This window comes from Acutalibacter sp. 1XD8-33, from assembly GCF_003612555.1.
Taxonomy (GTDB): Bacteria; Bacillota; Clostridia; order Oscillospirales; family Acutalibacteraceae; genus Acutalibacter.
The window spans coordinates 73,226-91,036 of record NZ_RAZF01000010.1 but is presented as its reverse complement, the minus strand read 5'-3'; the positions used below and the strand labels follow the sequence as shown (position 1 = coordinate 91,036).

General features: G+C 58.5%; 17 protein-coding genes. All 17 read right to left on the bottom strand.

Going from position 1 to position 17,811, the window contains the following annotated elements; all coding sequences use genetic code 11:
• Positions 1 to 225: 225 nt before the first annotated feature.
• The 17 genes from hisS to D7X94_RS08955 all read right to left on the bottom strand — a co-directional run bounded on the left by hisS (position 226) and on the right by D7X94_RS08955 (position 17,809).
• Positions 226 to 1,512 (bottom strand): histidine--tRNA ligase, encoded by a 1,287-nt coding sequence (hisS, locus tag D7X94_RS09035; RefSeq protein ID WP_120427390.1) that lies wholly within the window; start codon positions 1,510 to 1,512, stop codon positions 226 to 228.
• A 35-nt stretch (positions 1,513 to 1,547) separates the two neighbouring features.
• On the bottom strand, positions 1,548 to 1,946 hold the full coding sequence (locus D7X94_RS09030; RefSeq protein WP_120427389.1) for a methylglyoxal synthase: 399 nt from the start codon (positions 1,944 to 1,946) through the stop codon (positions 1,548 to 1,550).
• Positions 1,947 to 2,020: 74 nt separating this feature from the next.
• Positions 2,021 to 2,761, bottom strand: a complete 741-nt coding sequence (locus tag D7X94_RS09025; RefSeq protein ID WP_120427388.1) for a nucleotide-binding protein — start codon at positions 2,759 to 2,761, stop codon at positions 2,021 to 2,023.
• Between the two features lie 181 nt (positions 2,762 to 2,942).
• Positions 2,943 to 5,495, bottom strand: coding sequence for a penicillin-binding transpeptidase domain-containing protein (locus D7X94_RS09020; protein WP_120427387.1), 2,553 nt, complete (start codon positions 5,493 to 5,495; stop codon positions 2,943 to 2,945).
• A gap of 83 nt (positions 5,496 to 5,578) precedes the next feature.
• Complete coding sequence (gene mreD, locus D7X94_RS09015; RefSeq protein ID WP_120427386.1) at positions 5,579 to 6,094, bottom strand: rod shape-determining protein MreD; 516 nt, start codon at positions 6,092 to 6,094, stop codon at positions 5,579 to 5,581.
• Positions 6,091 to 6,984 carry a rod shape-determining protein MreC gene (gene mreC / locus D7X94_RS09010; protein WP_120427385.1) on the bottom strand — a complete coding sequence of 298 codons (894 nt, stop codon included), beginning with the start codon at positions 6,982 to 6,984 and terminating at the stop codon, positions 6,091 to 6,093. Before mreC ends, mreD begins: the two co-directional genes overlap by 4 nt.
• Positions 6,985 to 7,304: 320 nt before the next feature.
• On the bottom strand, positions 7,305 to 8,321 hold the full coding sequence (locus tag D7X94_RS09005) for a rod shape-determining protein (protein ID WP_120427428.1): 1,017 nt from the start codon (positions 8,319 to 8,321) through the stop codon (positions 7,305 to 7,307).
• A gap of 488 nt (positions 8,322 to 8,809) precedes the next feature.
• The gene (gene dut / locus D7X94_RS09000; RefSeq protein ID WP_120427384.1) at positions 8,810 to 9,238 is read right to left on the bottom strand and encodes a dUTP diphosphatase; all 429 of its coding nucleotides are present in this window, start codon (positions 9,236 to 9,238) and stop codon (positions 8,810 to 8,812) included.
• 61 nt (positions 9,239 to 9,299) lie between these two features.
• Positions 9,300 to 11,366, bottom strand: coding sequence for a U32 family peptidase (locus D7X94_RS08995; protein WP_243111238.1), 2,067 nt, complete (start codon positions 11,364 to 11,366; stop codon positions 9,300 to 9,302).
• A 4-nt stretch (positions 11,367 to 11,370) separates the two neighbouring features.
• The gene (gene zapA, locus D7X94_RS08990; RefSeq protein ID WP_120427382.1) at positions 11,371 to 12,168 is read right to left on the bottom strand and encodes a cell division protein ZapA; all 798 of its coding nucleotides are present in this window, start codon (positions 12,166 to 12,168) and stop codon (positions 11,371 to 11,373) included.
• Between the two features lie 249 nt (positions 12,169 to 12,417).
• On the bottom strand, positions 12,418 to 13,236 hold the full coding sequence (locus D7X94_RS08985) for a class I SAM-dependent methyltransferase (protein WP_120427381.1): 819 nt from the start codon (positions 13,234 to 13,236) through the stop codon (positions 12,418 to 12,420).
• The gene (locus tag D7X94_RS08980; protein WP_120427380.1) at positions 13,229 to 13,867 is read right to left on the bottom strand and encodes a hypothetical protein; all 639 of its coding nucleotides are present in this window, start codon (positions 13,865 to 13,867) and stop codon (positions 13,229 to 13,231) included. Before D7X94_RS08980 ends, D7X94_RS08985 begins: the two co-directional genes overlap by 8 nt.
• 121 nt (positions 13,868 to 13,988) lie before the next feature.
• A complete protein-coding gene (gene ruvB / locus D7X94_RS08975; RefSeq protein ID WP_120427379.1) occupies positions 13,989 to 15,116 on the bottom strand; it encodes a Holliday junction branch migration DNA helicase RuvB in 1,128 nt (375 codons plus the stop codon).
• A 65-nt stretch (positions 15,117 to 15,181) separates the two neighbouring features.
• Complete coding sequence (locus D7X94_RS08970; RefSeq protein ID WP_120427378.1) at positions 15,182 to 15,547, bottom strand: cupin domain-containing protein; 366 nt, start codon at positions 15,545 to 15,547, stop codon at positions 15,182 to 15,184.
• A 184-nt stretch (positions 15,548 to 15,731) separates the two neighbouring features.
• The gene (gene ruvA, locus D7X94_RS08965; protein WP_120427377.1) at positions 15,732 to 16,334 is read right to left on the bottom strand and encodes a Holliday junction branch migration protein RuvA; all 603 of its coding nucleotides are present in this window, start codon (positions 16,332 to 16,334) and stop codon (positions 15,732 to 15,734) included.
• Positions 16,324 to 16,848 (bottom strand): crossover junction endodeoxyribonuclease RuvC, encoded by a 525-nt coding sequence (gene ruvC, locus D7X94_RS08960; RefSeq protein ID WP_120427376.1) that lies wholly within the window; start codon positions 16,846 to 16,848, stop codon positions 16,324 to 16,326. Before ruvC ends, ruvA begins: the two co-directional genes overlap by 11 nt.
• Positions 16,849 to 16,864: 16 nt before the next feature.
• Positions 16,865 to 17,809: a sugar kinase gene (locus D7X94_RS08955; RefSeq protein ID WP_120427375.1), complete on the bottom strand. Its 945-nt coding sequence runs from the start codon at positions 17,807 to 17,809 to the stop codon at positions 16,865 to 16,867.
• Positions 17,810 to 17,811: the final 2 nt, after the last annotated feature.

Here is a 17,811-nt window from a genome sequence, read left to right as displayed (position 1 = left end):
GGCTCTTAAGCTCGGCGGCTCTGCCCCCTAGTTCAAGAGGTTCTTTTGAACTTAATTAGCTATGTAATTGTAATGCGGATCTCTTTCAAAAACGGGATGGCTTTGAGGGCCGTCCCGTTTTTCTCATAAAAAGAAGAGACTCCCATGGGTCCCTTCTTCTCGCTCAAACAGATTTATCGTAAACGAACTTAAAAATCGGTATATACCGATTTTTAAGCCGGGCGGCTAAAAGCGCAGATCCTCCTGCTGTGTGCTGAAGGTAAGATAATCATCCACAAAGCTGTCTCCAATATCCACTTTGCGGGTTTCCCCGGTAGACATATCCTTTAGCACCGCCTTGCCGGATGCCAGTTCGTCCTCTCCCAGCACCATACTGAATTTGGCCCCGGTCTTTCCCGCGTATTTCATCTGGGCTTTCAGGCCCCGCCCGCAGATGTCGCAGTCCGCAGGCACGCCGCAGCTGTGGAGGGTGTTTACCAGAGTGAGGGCCTTTACCTGGGCTGCCGGACCCATGGCCGCAATGTAGACCTCACATTTTACCGGCTCCGGAAAATCCACATGCTGTTCTTTGAGGGCCAGCATCAGCCGGTCCATGCCCAGGCCAAACCCCAGCGCCGGGGTGGATGGCCCCCCGATCTCCTCCACCAAGCCATCATACCGGCCGCCTCCTCCTAGGGCAAAGCCCAGGGTTTGAGAGGGAAACTCAAACACCGTGCGGGTATAGTAGTCCAGACCCCGGACCAAACCCGGATCCAGTGTAAAACCAATCCCCAGAGCGGCCAGATACGCTTGGACCTGGCTGAAATGCTGCCGGCAATCCCCACACAGGTACTCCGTGATTTTGGGCGCGGCGGCGGCCAGTTCTTGGCATTCCGGATTTTTGCAGTCCAGAATCCGCATGGGATTTCTGTCCAGCCGGGAAAGACAGGTGGGGCATAGTTTTTCCCTGCTTGCGGAAAAGTACTCCTTTAAGGCGGCGTGATACTCCTTCCGGCAGGTTGGGCAGCCGATAGAGTTCAGCTGCAAGCCCACATCCTCCAGACCCATCCGGCGGAAAGCCGACATGGCCAAGGCAATCAGCTGGGCGTCAGCGATGGGTTCCGCCGTGCCGAACAGCTCCACGCCAAAGGTCCGGAACTCCCGCATCCTGCCGGCCTGCGGCTTCTCATACCGGTAGCAGGGAATGTTGTAATAGAGCTTTACCGGGTATCCGGCGTTGTAAAGGCCGTTCTCCAGCATGGCCCGCACGGTACCCGCCGTACCCTCGGGCCGCAGAGTGACGGACCGTCCCGCCTTGTCCTCGAAAGTATACATCTGCTTTTCCACCACATCGGTTACATCGCCCATGCCCCGCTGGAAAAGCTCTGTGTGCTCAAAGGCGGGGGTGCGTATCTCGGCAAAGCCGTTCAGTTCAGCTTCGCTAATGAGCACCTGCTCTGCCAGGCGCCAGAGATGGGTGTCGGCGGGAACCAGATCCGCCGTGCCTTTGGGCGCTTTCGTGATCAAATCCATAGTGAGTTTTCCTTTCTTTAATTAGGCGCTCCCGCTTAGCCCTTTACGATATCTCGCCAGTCCAGATCGCCCCGTTCCAGCCCATGGACCAGAACCTCGGCGGTGGCAATATTGGTGGCCACAGGGATGTTGTGCATATCGCACAGGCGAAGGAGGTTTAAGGCGCTGGGATCATTGGACTGGGGATTCAGCGGGTCCCGAAAGAATAGCAGCAGGTCGATTTCATTGCAGGAAATCCGGGCGGCAATCTGCTGGTCGCCGCCCTGGGGGCCGCTGAGGAACCGCTGGAGCTTGAGCCCCGTGGCCTCTGAAATCATCTTGCCGGTGGTGCCGGTGCCGCATAGCGAGTGGCGGCTGAGGATTCCGCAGTAGGCGATGCAGAACTGGACCATTAGTTCCTTTTTTGCGTCGTGAGCAGTTAAAGCAATGTGCATAGAGTACTCCTCCCAAATTAAAAATATATCAAAATGCAACAGCATGATATGGGCTTTCCAGAAACTCCCGCAGCTTAAAATTTCTCCGGCAGGGGCACCGATTCTCCATCCAGCCGGGCGGCGATACGGCTAAGGGCCATCATGCCTGGGGAGCCCTGAGGGGCGGGCCGGCCCCTCAAAAAGGCCGCGGCTAAACGATGATCCTCAGGAACTAGACCAAAAAGCTGGATTCCGGAGCTATCGATGACTCCGTCCAGATCGCTGTAAAAATCCGTTTCATCAAAAAAGACTCCATCAAAGCGGTTGATAATCAGACGCTTGTCCAGAATCTCCAGCTGCTCTAAAAGCCGCCGGACAGTGTCCGCGCTGCGCACACATACTGGGTCAGGACTGCAAAGGACCAGGGCGCGGTCAGCGGCGCAGGCAGCCGAGCGGAACCCCAGGTCTACCCCGGCGGGAGAATCCAGCAGAACATGGTCATAGTAGCTTTTCAGCAACGGGGCCAGACGGCGCATCACCGCCGGCAGTACCATGTCCTCGCCACAGGCGGGGGCGGGCAACAGAAAAAGCCCATGACAGCTGGCGCAGGGATAGATAGCCTCTGCGGGAGAACACCGGCCAAATACCACATCAGAGATATCAAAGACCAGATTTTCTTCTGTGCCGGTCATTCGGTCAAGGCTTCTCAGCCCGGCGTCGCAGTCTACCAGCAGAACCCTGCGGCCCCGGGAGGCCAACGCCCTGCCCAGACCCACTGCGGCGGTAGACTTTCCCACGCCGCCCTTTCCAGAGGTAATAACAGTCGCAATTCCCATGCGAAACACCGCCTTATCTAGTATCTTACCACATCAAAAGGAATTTGTCAAAAACAAATACTATTCTTTTGAAATTATATAGGCCCTGCACAAAAATGCAAGGCCTCTTTTGTATATATTAAGCCTGAAGGATCCTCTAAGTATACTCGAAAACGTATTGGAAAATCGGGAAATGCTGGTTTCAGGCGGATGGCTCCGCAGTTGGTTCAGGCGAAGCGCCCTCCTTCTTTTGAACCGCATTACCGCTTCCCCCGCTATAGTAGGGCGTACCGTCTCCCGGAGGCTTGGGCGTGGTGCCGCTTTCTCCCTCCTCCCCTGGAGACCCGTCCTCATTTTCGCCACCGGACTCCCCTCCCTCACCAGGAGTGGGGCTGGAGAATGCCCCGGTATAAATCGTATCTGGAATGGCGCTGCCTCGGTCGGGATTCGGAGTGGGAGAAGGTGACGGCGTGGGGGCCTCACCAGGTTCGACGGATCCTCCGTTTTCAGAAGGGCTGGAGCCGCCTTCCGGTTGGGCGGTGGCGCCTGGATCGGGAGAGGACGTGGGGGACCGCTGAGCGGCTTCCTCCTCCAGCTCTTCCTTAGTTTTTACGATCTGGCCGTCGTCATCCACCAAATCCCCCTCTTGGTTGTAGCGGTTGCCCTCTTCATCCCAGGTGTAGAAGCCGAAGTAGCAGTCCAGGATGTCCTTTGCCACGTTCATGGCGTAAGGGCCTCCATGGCCATACTCCAGCAGGACAGATACCGCGATTTCGGGCTCGTCAGCGGGAGCGTAGCAGATAAAGCTAATGTGCTCCTGAGTGCCTCCGTCCTCCAGCCTCAGCGGAGAAGTTTCGGCAGTTCCTGTTTTACAGGCTACCCGCACAGGATAATCGGAAAAAACGCTGCGGGCGGTGCCTTCCGTGGCGGTAAGGCACATGGCCTCCCGCACCACAGAGAGCACGTCCTCGCTGATCTCTGCATTGTAGAGCTCTTGGGACTGATACCGGCGGATCAGCTCGTCTCCAGAATAGTCGAACACCTGCTGAAGAAAGTGCGTGCTCAGGCGCTGTCCCCCGTTGGCGATGGTGGCAGCGTAAGAGGCCAGCTGCATCGGGGTAAACATATTGTCCGCCTGGCCGATCGCTGTTTGGGCGGTGACGCCCTGGGTCCAGTCCGCGCCCAAATCCGTGTGGCGTTCCCGGTACTCCTGGGGACTGGACATGACGCCCTTGGCCTCATAGAGCTCTACGCCGGTATTTTCTCCCAGACCAAAATATTCCGCGTAGGCGTCCAGGCGGCGGATTCCCAAAAGCACGCCTAGTTCGGCGAAGAAGCAGTTGCAGGATCCGGAGATGGCCTCATACACGTTGGCCCAATAGTGTTTGCCAGTGCATTTCAGCTCCAGATCTGCCAGCTCATATACGCCGGTAATAGGTCCGTCACAGTTATAGATGGTGGCTCCCGCGCCAATCTCTTCCTCCTGTAAGCCGGCAATGGCTACCATTGGCTTAAACACAGAGCCAGGGGGGTAGATACCTTGGAGGGCACGGTTTAGAGAGGGCTTCCCCTCGTTATCGTTGTTGATCTCCACCCGGTAGTCGCTGTCCTCAATAAAGCGGTTGACGTCATAAGTGGGATAGGAGGAACAGGCCAGCACCCCGAAGTCTGACACGTCAACGGCTACGGCTGCCCCGGCATTGCAGTTCACGGCCCCGTCCTTTCCATCCCCGGTGTTGGCCCGGATGTTCTTTGCCAAAGACAGATTGGCCACCCGCTGAAGTTCCGAGTCCAAGGTGAGCTGGACCGTGTGGCCCTGCTCTGGCTGGATGGTGGTGGCAGTAGAGGTGACATTGCCGTTTTCATCGGTGAAAATGGCCTGCAGGCCTCGTTTACCCCGCAGCTCTTCCTCGAAGGCGCTTTCCGCCCCCGCTGTGCCGATAAAGTCGCTCTGCTTATAGCCGGCGATGTTTTCTTCGCTGTCATAGGCCGTGCCGTCCTCTTCGGCGCGTTCCAGCTGCTTATCGGAGATACCCCAGGTATAGCCTACCACATGGGGAGCTAGAGCGCCGTCCTCCCCATAATAACGCTGCACGCCCACTCGGGTTTCGATGCCCTTCCAGCGGTTGGCATATTCCCCGAAAACCCCCACTGTCTCCGGGGAAACCCCAGAGGCGATTACATAGGGATCATTGATGGAGAAGCCGTCCTGGGTCATGGAGTACCGGACAGAAACCACCTTGCGGGTGTTCTCTTTAGAAAACCCCTCATAGTGGTAGCGTTTGGCAAGCTCGTTCATGCAGTCATCGGCTGTGGCATAATCCGCCAGGTTGAGAAAGTTCGGCCCCTTCAGCGTTTCAATCTCATCCTCCTCACCCTCCTTATAGCGGTAGTTCCCCTCGCTGTCCAGCTCAATGGGCAGGATATCCCGCCATGCCTCCCCTCGTTCTTCCAGAAGGTCGACAACGTCCAAGATCGTGGAATTTCGCTTGGAATCGTCCATATATAGGGCATTGTAAACAACCTCATAAACGATATGGTTGCCCGCCAGGATCTTTCCCCTCCGGTCCAGAATTTCCCCCCGGGCAGCGTTGATCTCCACCGCATCGGTACGGTGGCTCAAGGCCTCCTGTTCGAAGGTATCGCCCTGGAGAATCTGCCAGTTGAAAAGCTGAAGCTCAAAGACACAGAAAAAGGCGGCCACAACGAGAATACAGGCGGCCCGACGGCCCAGATGAATGTGGGGGAATTTCATGGATAACACATCCTTTCTCCCATATTGGGGGAAATAAGCAGAAGCCCAGCGGCACGGGTCTGCCGTTGGGCGGGAAATGCCGGCTATTTTTCTTGTACCGGAAGGGCCTCGGAAAGTCCTTTGTTTACTAAGTACAAGAGAGGCACAAACAGCAGGGTATATAGGTATTTGGGCAGATAATGGCTGGTGAGGGCGAAAAGAGGCTGAGAGTAGTGGCGAAAATAGTAGAAGAAAAGCCACTGGGCCCCAAAGGTGATCCCAAGGGCCACAATTCCCAGCAACACCGCCGTTACAGGATTTACCTGCATATAAGCCCGCACCAGCAGGCTGATGAAAAAGCAGAGCACAGCCAAAATCAGCGCGTGGAAACCCAGAGTCCCGGAAAAGCCGAAGTCGCAGAACAGTCCGGCCACAATGCCGAAGGCCATGGCGGGCGTTTCCAGCTCAAACATGGCGATTACCAGCCCGGCAGCCAGCACCAGCACCGGTCTTGCCCCATAGATTCTGGGCAGCAGGCCGGGGGTTTCCTGTATCATGAAAAGGACCAGCAGCTCCAGGGTATAGGCCAGACAGCGGATGATACGATTCAGGTCCCTCATTCCGCATCCTCCCCGCCTTCCACAGTCTGGCCCGGATCTCCGGCGGCTTCGTCCTCTCCCTTACCGGGGAAGTCCACGATCACCTGCACCTCTTTTACGGTAGACAGTTCCTCAAAGGGACGGATTACCGCATATTTGGACACATCGGTTTCAGACTTTTCCACACTTTCCACCCGGCCGATTTTCAGCTTTGGGGGATACACGCCGCCCACTCCGGAGGTGGTGATAATATCTCCCGGCTCCACTTTGGTGTCCCCTGGAAGATAGCTCATGCGCAGAAGACCGGAGCTGGCCATGGTGATGGTGCAGCCCACCACGCCGCTCTCCTGCTTGTCAATGGACACGGCAGCCACGGTTACGTCCTCAGAAAGCAGGCATTTCACCTTACTGGTGGTGGCATAGGCCTCTGTAACAATGCCCACCAGACCCTGGCTAGTAATCACCGGATCCCCTTCATGGATGCCGGAAAGGGTTCCCGCGCCAATTGAAAACCCAAAAAACACATCGTTGGGGTCCCGGCCGATTACCGAGGCGGAACGCATTTCAATCTGCGGATCTGCTTCGCTAATGCGCAGCTGAGTTTTCAGCCTTTCATTCTCCTGCTGGAGCTCCGCGTAGTCAATCAGCTGGTTTTGCAGCTGGCTGTTCTCTTCCAAAAGGGAGTCCACCAAACTTTTTAACTCATCCTTGGAGAAGCCGTCCAAGTCCAGGAATTCTGTGACATTCCCGGCCACGTCGGCGGCCACGCCCTGCATAGGGGTAGAGACAAAGCCCAGCAGGCTGGCGATGAAGGAGCCCCCAGCAGAGGCGGTGTAGATGATCAGCCCCAAAAGCACCACCACGGCGATGACCAGCACTTTGAAGGAGCTTCCTTTCAAAATATCTTTCACGCTTTTCTTCTCCTGAATCGGCGGCGAACAGATTGACCAAATTGCGTATTTATTGGACGAAGATTTGGGGGCTCGCCTACCGGCTCGGTCGGGTCAGAACGTTCCTCAGTAGGGAACTTCCCTCTCCGGCGGTTTAGGGGTTCTCAGACTTCGTATTGCGAAATCGGCCCCCGCAACCTTTGAAAAGAGAGTTGGTCTCCAGTGGAGACCGTCAAGCGCCGACGGACCCGGCAGGCGAGACGACAAAACTTTTACTGTTCGGCTCATCAAAGCATTTCTTTACGAATTTTGCGTTTTGGAGATTCCCGGTTGCAAAGGTATCATTTCCGGCGGGTATTCCGGTAGTAGGACTTAGGCAGCTCGATCTCCAGGCTCTTGCCGGTGCCCTCTACCACGCAGTCCAGGGGACGCTCCGCCACATGAACCGGGATACCCGTCTCCTGGCTCACCAGCCGGTCCAGCCCCTTAAGCAGCGCGCCGCCGCCGGTAAGCATAATGCCCCGGTCGATGATATCCGCAGCCAGTTCCGGGGGGGTCTGCTCCAGGGTCTCCTTGATGGCGTCCACCACAATCATCACGCTGTCGGCCAGGGCCTCCCGGACCTCGTCCGCGTGGATGGTGACGTTTTTGGGCAGACCGTCCACCAGGTTGCGGCCCTTGATCTCCACAAAAGCGTTGATGGTTTCCTCGGTGGGGAAAGCAGAGCCAATGCGCATTTTGATCTCCTCGGCGGTACGCTCGCCAATGAGGAGATTATACTTTTTCTTTACATAGGTAACGATAGCCTCGTCGAACTTGTCCCCGGCCATGCGTACAGAAACGGCGGTGACGATATCTCCCAGGGAGATCACAGCCACCTCGCTGGTGCCGCCGCCAATGTCTACCACCATACTGCCCGTGGCGTCGGATACCGGCAGGCCGGCGCCCACCGCGGCGGCCATGGGCTCTTCCATTAGATCCACATTGTTGCTTCCGGCCTGGCGGGCAGCGTCCTCCACGGCCCGGCGCTCCACCTCGGTGACGCCGGAGGGGATGCAAATAACAATACGGGGGCGGCTGAGAGCTCCGGCCTTCAGCGCCTTTTTGATGAAGTATTTCAGCATGGCGGCAGTCACGTCAAAGTCGGCGATAACGCCGTCTTTCAGGGGGCGCACGGCCACGATGGAGCCGGGGGTGCGGCCCAGCATTTCCTTGGCCTGCTTGCCCACGGCCAATACCTCATCGGTGCGAACGTCTACAGCCACCACAGAGGGCTCCCGCATCACGATACCCTTGCCCCGCATAAAGACCAGGGTGTTAGCGGTGCCCAGGTCAATGCCGATATCCTTGGAAAACATAGAGAACATAGAGAAAAATCCAGAAAAGCCTGCCATATTTTAAACTGCCTTTCTCCGGCCTCGCCGGTGTATTGAAAGCGGTGAAAACACAATACAACAAATAAAGTATTCCCAGTAATTGCCGGGCCATTCATCGAGAAGCCCTCCCCAGAGTCCCCAAATCCTTGCTTTTGAGTATGGTATCCATTTATTATAACACATTTCTCCGAGATTCTCAACCTTTATGTGGAGAACCCGGCGGGGAAATCGCTTTTTCCGGCACATCTACCGATTTTTCCCAAAAATGCTACTAGATATATATCTTAGTCCCCAGCCATATGCCGCGATGGGCAAGCCAGCTTTTCGCACCGGCGAGCGCGTGGCTTTGCGCGATATCGCGACTTGCCGCCGGGGGATATAAGCCAAAGCTTGCCGGTACTTTCCGTAAGGAAAGCCAGCCGCTGCGCGGCTGAGGGAAACTCGGAAGGATAAATTTACAGAACGTCAATTTATCCTTTTGTGCTGCCAAAACCGCCTTCCCCCCGCTGAGTGTCCGCAAGGCTTTCCACCTCTGTGAATTCCGCCGGATCCACCGGGAGAAACACCACTTGGGCGATCCGTTCTCCAGGAGCCACCTGATAGGCCTCCTGGCTTAGATTTCGTAGGGGGACCAACCATTCGCCCCGGTAATCGCTGTCGATGACCCCAACGCCCTGCGCTACCACAATTCCCTTCTTCGCGCCCAGCCCACTGCGGGAAAACACGAACCCCGCAAGGCCCAGGGGGATTTCTGTCCCAAAGCCCAGGGGGATTAAGACGGTTTCCCCAGGCAGAATCTCCGTTGGGGCACAGGCGCAAAGGTCCAGCCCAGCGCTGCCAGGGGTCTGCCGCCGGGGAGCCTGAGCGCCGGAGCGGAGCTTTACAAATTTGATGTTCATATATTGGACGCCTCCATTTCCCTTTGGGAAATTATCAACACTTTCCACAGAGTTTTCCACACTATTCCACACCCCGGCGGAAAAGCCCTCGAGTATAGCTTCCTTCCAGGGGCTTGCCCTTTTGCCAGGCCCCCAGAACCTGTCCGCATTCCACAGGACTTTCCACAGTGAAGCGAAGCACAGCGAAGTCCGCCCAGAGAAACTCCTTTTGCAGGTCTCCCAGCCAGAGCGGAACACTGTTCAGCAGTTCGGCACACCACTGACCCCCTTGGCGGCAGACCACCGGAAACGCCACGCCCCTGCGGTCGGTGAGGAATCCGGGAGTCTGGCAGCCCAGGCAGCCCTTGGGGGAATTGGCCAGAGGACAGTTCCGGGTGAGCATCAGGGCCTGACGGCCGTAGGCTTCGATCCCTCGGGGCAGAGCGCCTCCCAGCGCCTCAGCCTCCCGGCCGGTGAGCTCCGGGCTCACTTGAGCAGAAGCCAACCCCAGCCTGGCAAAGGCTTCCAAGGCGGCGGTATTGGTAATGTTCAGGGAAGGACCCCCGTGGGCCGTGGCCTCCATCTCCTGACACAGGGCCAGGGACCCCAGGTTTCCACAGAGAAATTCGGTAAATCCCCGGGCCATGCGCCGCCCCATCAGCTCTCGCAGCTCCTGTTCCCGGCCAAAAAAGCCCCGGGGCAGGTCCAACAAAATTTTGCCGGCGGTTTTCTCACGAAGAGCAAGCAGCTCTTCCTCCTTCGTCTCAACGGGCAGACAGATTTCCGGGCATTCCAGGGCTTCGGGACATAGCTGCTCCAATGCGCGGAAGGAAACCCGGACTCTGGGTGAGGCCGGCGCCTTTTGATGGGGGGGCAGATCATAGGGCCGGGAGGAGAAGGGGATAGGTTTCCGGCCCTGCCGTTTCAAGAGGAGCCCTTCCAGAACTTCCCGGCGCAGGCGGTTGAGCGCGGCCACGGAAAGGCGGACTCCTTCTGGCGGAACGACAGTTTCCTCCGGGAAGAAAGGCGTGCCGCCGGTTTTTTTCAGCTGTTCCTCACACCGTTCTTTGGGCAGGCGGAACTCTCCCGAATGAGCGGATGTCCGAGTCTCGCGGCCCTCCGGATCCCGAACCGTCAAAAGGACTTGTCCTCCTGTCTCCTCTAAAGTGAAGCTGACGGGAACCCTCCGGCTTTCGGCGCGGTACAGATTCCGCAGTTTTCCCAGGACCTTTTCTGTGGCCGCAGTCACGTCCTCCTTCCGGCGGACGCCAAACATTTCCCTGCCCCGCTTTCCCCGGAGATAGCCTTCCGTAAAACCGGAGCGGGAGAACACGGCCTCCAGATCCTGCAAAAGGTCCGGAGGAATTGGCTGACCGTCTGCGGCAAGCCGGCAGGCAGCGGCAGCGGCGGCCACATATTCTGGGCGCTTCATCCGGCCCTCAATTTTGGCGGAACACACGCCGGCCTGGGCGAGCAGGGGCATACGCCGGATGAACGAGAGATCTTTCAGGGAGAGGGCGCAGCCCGGGCCGCCTGGGGCGGCGAAGGGCAAGCGACAGGGCTGGGCGCATCGTCCCCGGTTGCCGGAACGGGCGCCTCCCTCCCGGCCGCCAAAGGCCGCGCTGAGGTAGCATTGACCAGAAACGCTCATGCACAGAGCTCCATGGACAAAGGCCTCCAACTCCACGGGACACCGGTCCGCGATCTCCCGGATTTCCGAGAGGCTCAGCTCCCGGGCCAGCACCACCCGGGCCGCGCCCAGTTGGCAGAGAAGGTCCGTCCCGGCGGGGGTGTGCAGGCTCATCTGGGTGGAGGCGTGAAGAGGCAGCTCCGGGGCCTGGCGGCGGAGTAGAGCAAACAGACCCATGTCCTGAACCAGCACCGCATCCACCGGCAGAGAACACAGGAACTCCACAAACTCCAGAGCTTCCGGAATTTCCCGGTCTTTCAGGAGGATATTTACCGTCACATGAACCCGGACTCCCCGGCCGTGACAGTATTGGACAGCTTCCGCCAATTCTTCCCGAGAGAAGTTTTGGGCGCTGGCCCGGGCTCCATAGGAGGGGCCGGCCAGGTAAACCGCATCCGCTCCGGCCCGCACGGCGGCCTCCAGGGCAGGCCAGCCTCCGGCGGGGGCCAGAATTTCCACAGCCCTATTCATCATCCTGTTTGAAGAAGCTCACCATGCCCTCCTGCTCCAGGTTTTCCTCATAGCGCAAGGGGTTTTTCCGGCGGCGTTTGCCGCTTTCTGCACGGGGCGCGCCAGGGCCTGGCTGAGGCGGCTTGGAGGACGCCGCCTGTGCCGCCTGCGCTTCTTGGGACTGCCGGAGCGCCTCCCTGGCCTGGCGCAGGGAATCATTCAGAAGGGCGAGCTCCTGCTGCAACCGCTGGTTTTCCGTTTGGGCGGTTTGCCCGGCCTGGGCCAGACGCACCAGCTTATCCTGGAGCTGCCGGTTTTCCTCTGTCAGGGCGGCCACCTTGGGAGAGGGGGAAGGCGCTTGGGCGGCTTCCCGCAGGGCGGCGTTCTCGTCCTCTAGAGCCTGGGACCGCTGCTCAATCCCCTTCAGGCGGGCTACAGCTTCTTCCAAAAGGGCGTTCTCCGACTCCAGCCGGGCGGCTTTTTCCGCCAGCTGGGCGTCCTTCTGGGTGTCTACAGCGGATTTCAAAAGCTCCACTTTTTCCTCTTTCCAGAGCTCTGCCTCCACCTCCAGCTCTTCGTTCTTTTCGGCCAGAGCGGCGGCACGGTCCCCATTCTTGTGGGCGTCATCGCACAGGCTGAGAGCGGCTGTAAGAGCGGCGGCCTCTCTGGTGATGAAAGGCGAGGCTGTCATGATCTGCCGCATCAGATCGCCTACCTCATCTGCCAGAGACTGCATATACGCCTCGCTTTCACCGGTAATCAAGCCGCAGACCACACCGTTTATGGTCAGCCGGACCCGTCTTTTTTCCACATTGACCCGTCCTTTCTGATGGAGATATCACGAAAAAATTTAGAGCATATCTTTGTTTTGATAGTTAACACAGTTCAAAAGAGGGCAGAACACCTCTTTTGAACCAGGCTGCGCAGCTGCCGTTTACTATAACACACGGGCCTGTCGGGGCCCTCTGCCGCCTTCCCCTGGCAGCGACCTCTCATAAAGCCAGATCCGCGCCGCCGTGCGCGGATTTCCATGGCGCGAGGGAGGTAAGTTGTAGCCAGATTATTCACTCCTGCGCCCCGCCAAAGCGATCATCTCCGGCAAGGCCGCCACAGGGTTTTTGTGCCAGTCGTACATGGCGTCCACTTCCTCCCGGCTCAGCTTCCGGCCGTTCACTATCTCGTTGTTATCCACGAAGAACGGGCGCTCATAGTCGGGCTTCGGCATGATCTCCTCCATGTGTAGCAACGTGATGCCCGCGTCCAGTATGGCGTTCATAATATCTTGGATGCGCCAGGCAAAGTTCACCGTGGTTTCATCCTCAAAGGGACCAGTGGCATCGTAGGGCTTCACCACCCGCATTTTCTCCCCGAAGGGCCGCTGAAAAGGATGCAGCTCATACAGAATGTATATGCCGCCGGGCTTCAAAACGCGGCGGATATTCCGGTATTCCCCAGGGAGATCGTCCAGCCAGACGTGTACCCCATTGGAGGTGTAGGCCAGATCATAGGTCTCATCCTCGATACCGTCCAGGCGCATGGTGTCCTCTTTTTGGAAGCGGATCCCCTCCCCCAGCCCCAGCTTTTTCGCCGCAGCCTTCGCCGCAGCCAGCTGATTTTCAGAGATGTCGCAAGAGGTCACCTTCGCCCCCAGCGGGGCAAAGGCCAGGGCAGCGTTGTTGTCCCCGCTGGAGGGCACGCAAACCCGCTTTCCTTTCAGCTCCGGCGCATATTTTTGCAGCATCTTCCACACTAGGGGATCAAAGGCGCTTTGGGGGTTCTGCTTCAGCCGCTCCAGTATCCTCTCCGAAAGGTTAAAAGCCTGATATTTCTTGGAGTATTCCTCCCAGTTCCGCCGGTTCTTTTCCACCACGTCAAGCATTGCCCGCTCTCCTCTCCCCCGCCATTTTTCCCTTTAGCCACGCTTCCGCAGCACAGGCGGCCTCATCCGCAGTCAGACTTGTAATATCCATCCTTTCATAGGCCACGCCGCCAATCCGGTCATGCTCCATAAAGTAGCGGTTATAGTCTACAGAGCTCTGGATCCAGTCCGGGTCGCCGATCCCCCGCCCCTCTGCCATCCGGCGGCGAAGCCCAGTCTCGCCGCACACCAGAGCCAGCACAAAAATGCCGCTGAAAAATCGGGCCCCATAGGTTTTGTCCAGCATGTGGATATTTCCCGCCCGGGCCCACACCACCGGCCTGCCGCACTGCATCACGTCCCGGGAGAGGGCCTGGGCCTGTTCTGTCTGGGCCATATAGTCGGCCTCTGTCTCATGGGGCATGATGTTGTAGAAGAAATCCGTATCCAGGCATACAAAGTCCCGGCTCACCCGCTGCAGGGCTCGCAAAGTGGTGGTTTTTCCCACCCCGCTGGTCCCGGTGAGCACAAACAGGGGCAACTTGAGGAACTCCCAGCTGTGGCCGCATTTGGGACAGGCGATCCTGTTCCCCTCTACCAGCTTGTCCCATTCATAATTTCCACATTGAGAGCAGATGTCGACCATTTTCACACCCCATTTCTTTTCTCATTCCTCCACCGTCCTTGCTTTCTGAAGAAACGGACAGCCTCCCAGCCAGGAACAGGCCGGCCAGGAGGGGCACTTCATATTTTTCACGCTTCATAGTTCTGCCTTACTCCATTTTCAGCTGAAGCTCCTCCTCCGCCCGCAGCCGGGAGGGCAGGGGCAAGCCCAGATGGGCGCAGGCCGCCGGAGTGACGCATCTTCCTCGGGGCGTGCGGGTCAAAAAGCCCACCTGCATGAGATAGGGTTCGTTTACGTCCTCTATGGTAATGGCCTCTTCACCAATAGCCGCGGCCAGGGTTTCCAGGCCCACGGGTCCGCCCCCATAATTTTTGATGATGGCCCGCAGCATATTCCGGTCGCTCTGGTCCAGACCCAGCTCATCGATCTCCATGCGCTCCAGGGCAATCTGGGCTGTGTTCAGGGTGATCACCCCGCCGCTCATCACCTCGGCAAAGTCCCGCACGCGCTTTAAGAGGCGGTTGGCAATGCGGGGGGTACCCCTGGACCGGGACGCCAGCTCAATGGCCGCGTCGGCGTCAATATCGGCATTCAAAATTTTGGCGCTGCGCTGGACGATGAGCCCCAGCTCCCTGGGTTCATACAGCTCCAGACGCAGCACCACCCCGAACCGGTCCCGCAGGGGCGCGGAGAGCTGCCCGGCGCGGGTGGTGGCTCCCACCAAGGTAAACTTGGGCAGAGGCAGGTGGTAAGAAGCCGCCATCTGTCCCTTGCCGGTGATGATATCCAGAGCGAAATCCTCCATGGCCGGGTACAGAATTTCCTCCACGGTGCGGGGCAGTCGGTGGACTTCATCGATAAAGAGCACATCTCCGGGGGAAAGGTTGGTGAGCAGCGCCGCCAGGTCCCCGGGTTTTTCAATGGCCGGGCCGCTGGTGATCCGTAGGTTCACTCCCAACTCATTTGCCACAATTCCCGCCAGGGTGGTTTTACCCAGTCCCGGGGGGCCGTAAAGCAGCACATGGTCCAAAGTTTCCTTCCGGCTCTTGGCCGCCTCGATATAGATTTTCAAATTCTCCTTCACCTTTTCCTGGCCGATGTACTCGGAAAACGCCCTAGGGCGCAGGGGATTCTCCACCTCCCCATCTCCGGGAATGTATCCGGTTTCCGTCAGACGGTTTTCCAGGTCCAGCTCCCCGTCCCGAGATAAATCCCGCGCGTCCCAGTCGATGCCATATTCCGCACCGCCGCCCCGACCTCCGCTTTTTTCAATCATGGCCTTCTCCCCCTTTTGCCCCAGCTTCCAAGCCTATTCCAAAACCGAATTGGGCTCAGACCTCCTCACATTTTCTCCTGATACGCGTGCCGAAAGTTCAGCGGCGGCGCTGTTACGGAAAGATAGACGAATTCTTCGTCCCCGCCGTTGCGCAGCCCGTGAATGTCTCCCACTTCGAACCGGACCACGTCCCCGGCCTGAAAGGCCTGTTCTTTCCCGTCCGCCAGAAGGAGGGCTCCCCGGCCCTGCAGTCCGTACCAGATTTGCTCCGAGGCTTCATGGATATGCCGGGGCTGGCTGGCCCCCGGTTCCAGATGAACCTCTGTTATCGTTACCCTTTGACTGGCGGAGTTCTCCGGGCTCAGCAACTGACGGGATACCACGCCGGGATTCGCCAACGCTCCAATGCTGTTCCCCTCTATAAATTCCATACTCTATTCCCCCTATTTTCTTAGAGAGGTTCCCCCTCTGAAAGAGCCGGAAGGTCTCTCTAGCCCGCCGCCCAGCCCCGTTCTTCGAACGGGGCTGGGGAGAGGCACGCCTTTGGCGTGCCTCTCCCGGACTTTTGCGAAGCAAAAGCCGGGCGGCGAGGGATAGCCTGCTTGAAGCCAGCCTCTACCGGCTCCCAAAACTCTTCAGCGCCAACCGGATCAGCTCCTCGGCGGGCAGCTGGCTGTCCAGCTTCCCCACAGCGGCGGCGGCCTCTGAGGGAGAATACCCCAGGGTGACCAGCGCCTCCGCAGCCTGGGCGGCATTGCCCGCGGCGGAAAGACCTCCGGGTTCAACCCCTTCCAGTTCCATACCCGCAAAGCTCAGGCCCTTCACCTTGTCCTTTAATTCCAGCACAATCCGCTGGGCCAGCTTGGCCCCCACACCGCTGGCCCTGGTAAACCGCTTGGCGTCTCCCGCGGCAGCTGCCAGGGCCACGTCCTCTGGAGCCATCTCCGAAAGGATCGCCAGCCCTGCCTTGGGTCCTACTCCGGTGATGGCCGTCAGGAGCTTGTAACAATTCAGCTCCGTCTGGGTTAAAAAACCGTACAAGTCCAGGGCGTCCTCCCGCACATTGAGATAGGTGTATAGGACGGCCTCGCCGCCAATTCTAGGCAGGTTCCGCAAGGTATTCATCGACGTGGCACATTTAAACGCCACCCCTCCCACATCGATTACCACAATTCCCGGTTCCGTGTGGGCCACCTTGCCCCTCAGACTATAGAACACCGCCGCTCCCTCCGTTTCTGTTTATCAACACCCTTCTCAGATGGGACCCTGCCGCCTGGCCGTGGCAGATAGCCAGAGCCAGAGCGTCAGCCGCATCGTCCGGCTTGGGGATTCCCGGCAGCCTTAAGAGCTTCCGGGTCATTTCCTGCACCTGATGCTTCTGGGCCTTGCCGTAGCCGGTTACCGCCTGCTTCACCTGCATGGGCGTATATTCATACAAAGGCACAGCCGCCTGTGATAAGGCCAGCAAAATGACTCCTCGGGCCTCTGCCACGCCAATGCCTGTGGTTTTGTTGTTCAGAAAATACAGCTTTTCTACAGAGGCCGCCTGGGGCTTCCAGGTATCCAGCAGCTCCGCCATGCCATCATAGATTTCTTTCAGCCGCAGGCCGAAGTCCTCCCCCGGCCGGGTGGTCACCGCGCCGTATTCTATCGGGGCATACGCGCCGTTTCTGGCCTCCACCACTCCATAGCCCACAATGGCGTACCCCGGGTCCACACCTAATATTCTCATGGCTTTCTCCTGGTTCCTATACCCGCCCTGCTTTCAGCACAGTTTCCAGCCTCTCCCTGGTGGGCAGGCCCTCGTTGTCGCTCTTCTCCGTGACCTGGATGGCGCCAATGACATTCCCCCGCCGGACAGCCTCCCGCAGAGAGAGACCCTCGCAGAGGGCGCTGACAACCCCCGCCGCAAAGCCGTCCCCCGCGCCCACGGTATCCACAATCCGCTCCACCGGGAAGCCCGGCTCCCGGCCGGATTCTCCACTCTTTTGAGAGAAATACGCTCCATCGCCTCCCAATTTCACCACCACGTTTTCCGCGCCCAGCTTATGGTAGAAATTCGCAATGCCTTCCGGCGTGTCCTGACCGGTGAGCAGTTTTCCCTCTCCGATCCCAGGCAGCACGGTCTGGGCGCCCTGTGCGAGCTCATTCAGGGTTTCCACCATCCGTCTCTCTTCGGGCCACAGCTGGGGGCGCAGATTGGGGTCAAATGAGAAGGGGATGTCCAGGGCCTGGGCCCTATGGATCATCCGGTGGACTGCAGCCAGCGCCGAAGCAGACACTGCTGGGAAAATCCCCGTGACATGCAGCCAGCCGCAGCCGGAAAGGTCCAGTCCGTCAATATCCTGGGGCGTGATTTTTGACGCAGCCGATCCCTTGCGGTAATAGGCGATGTCCGGGTCCCCCTCCTGGGTGGAGCTCTTCAGCATCAGTCCGGTGAACTCCCCCTCCGCCTCCGTGACCAGCCCGGTGTCGATGCCGTTGCCCAAGAGGCCGTCCAGAATCTTCTGGCCCAGGGGATCGTCTCCCAGACGGGTGCAGTAGGCAGGAGTATGCCCCAGCCGAGCCAACCCCACCGCCACATTATACTCCGCGCCCGCGATGGAAGCGGTAAACCGCCGGACCTCGCTCAGCCTCCCCGGTTCCTCCGCCATAAACAAGCCCATGGGCTCCCCCAACAAAATAATCTTCATCC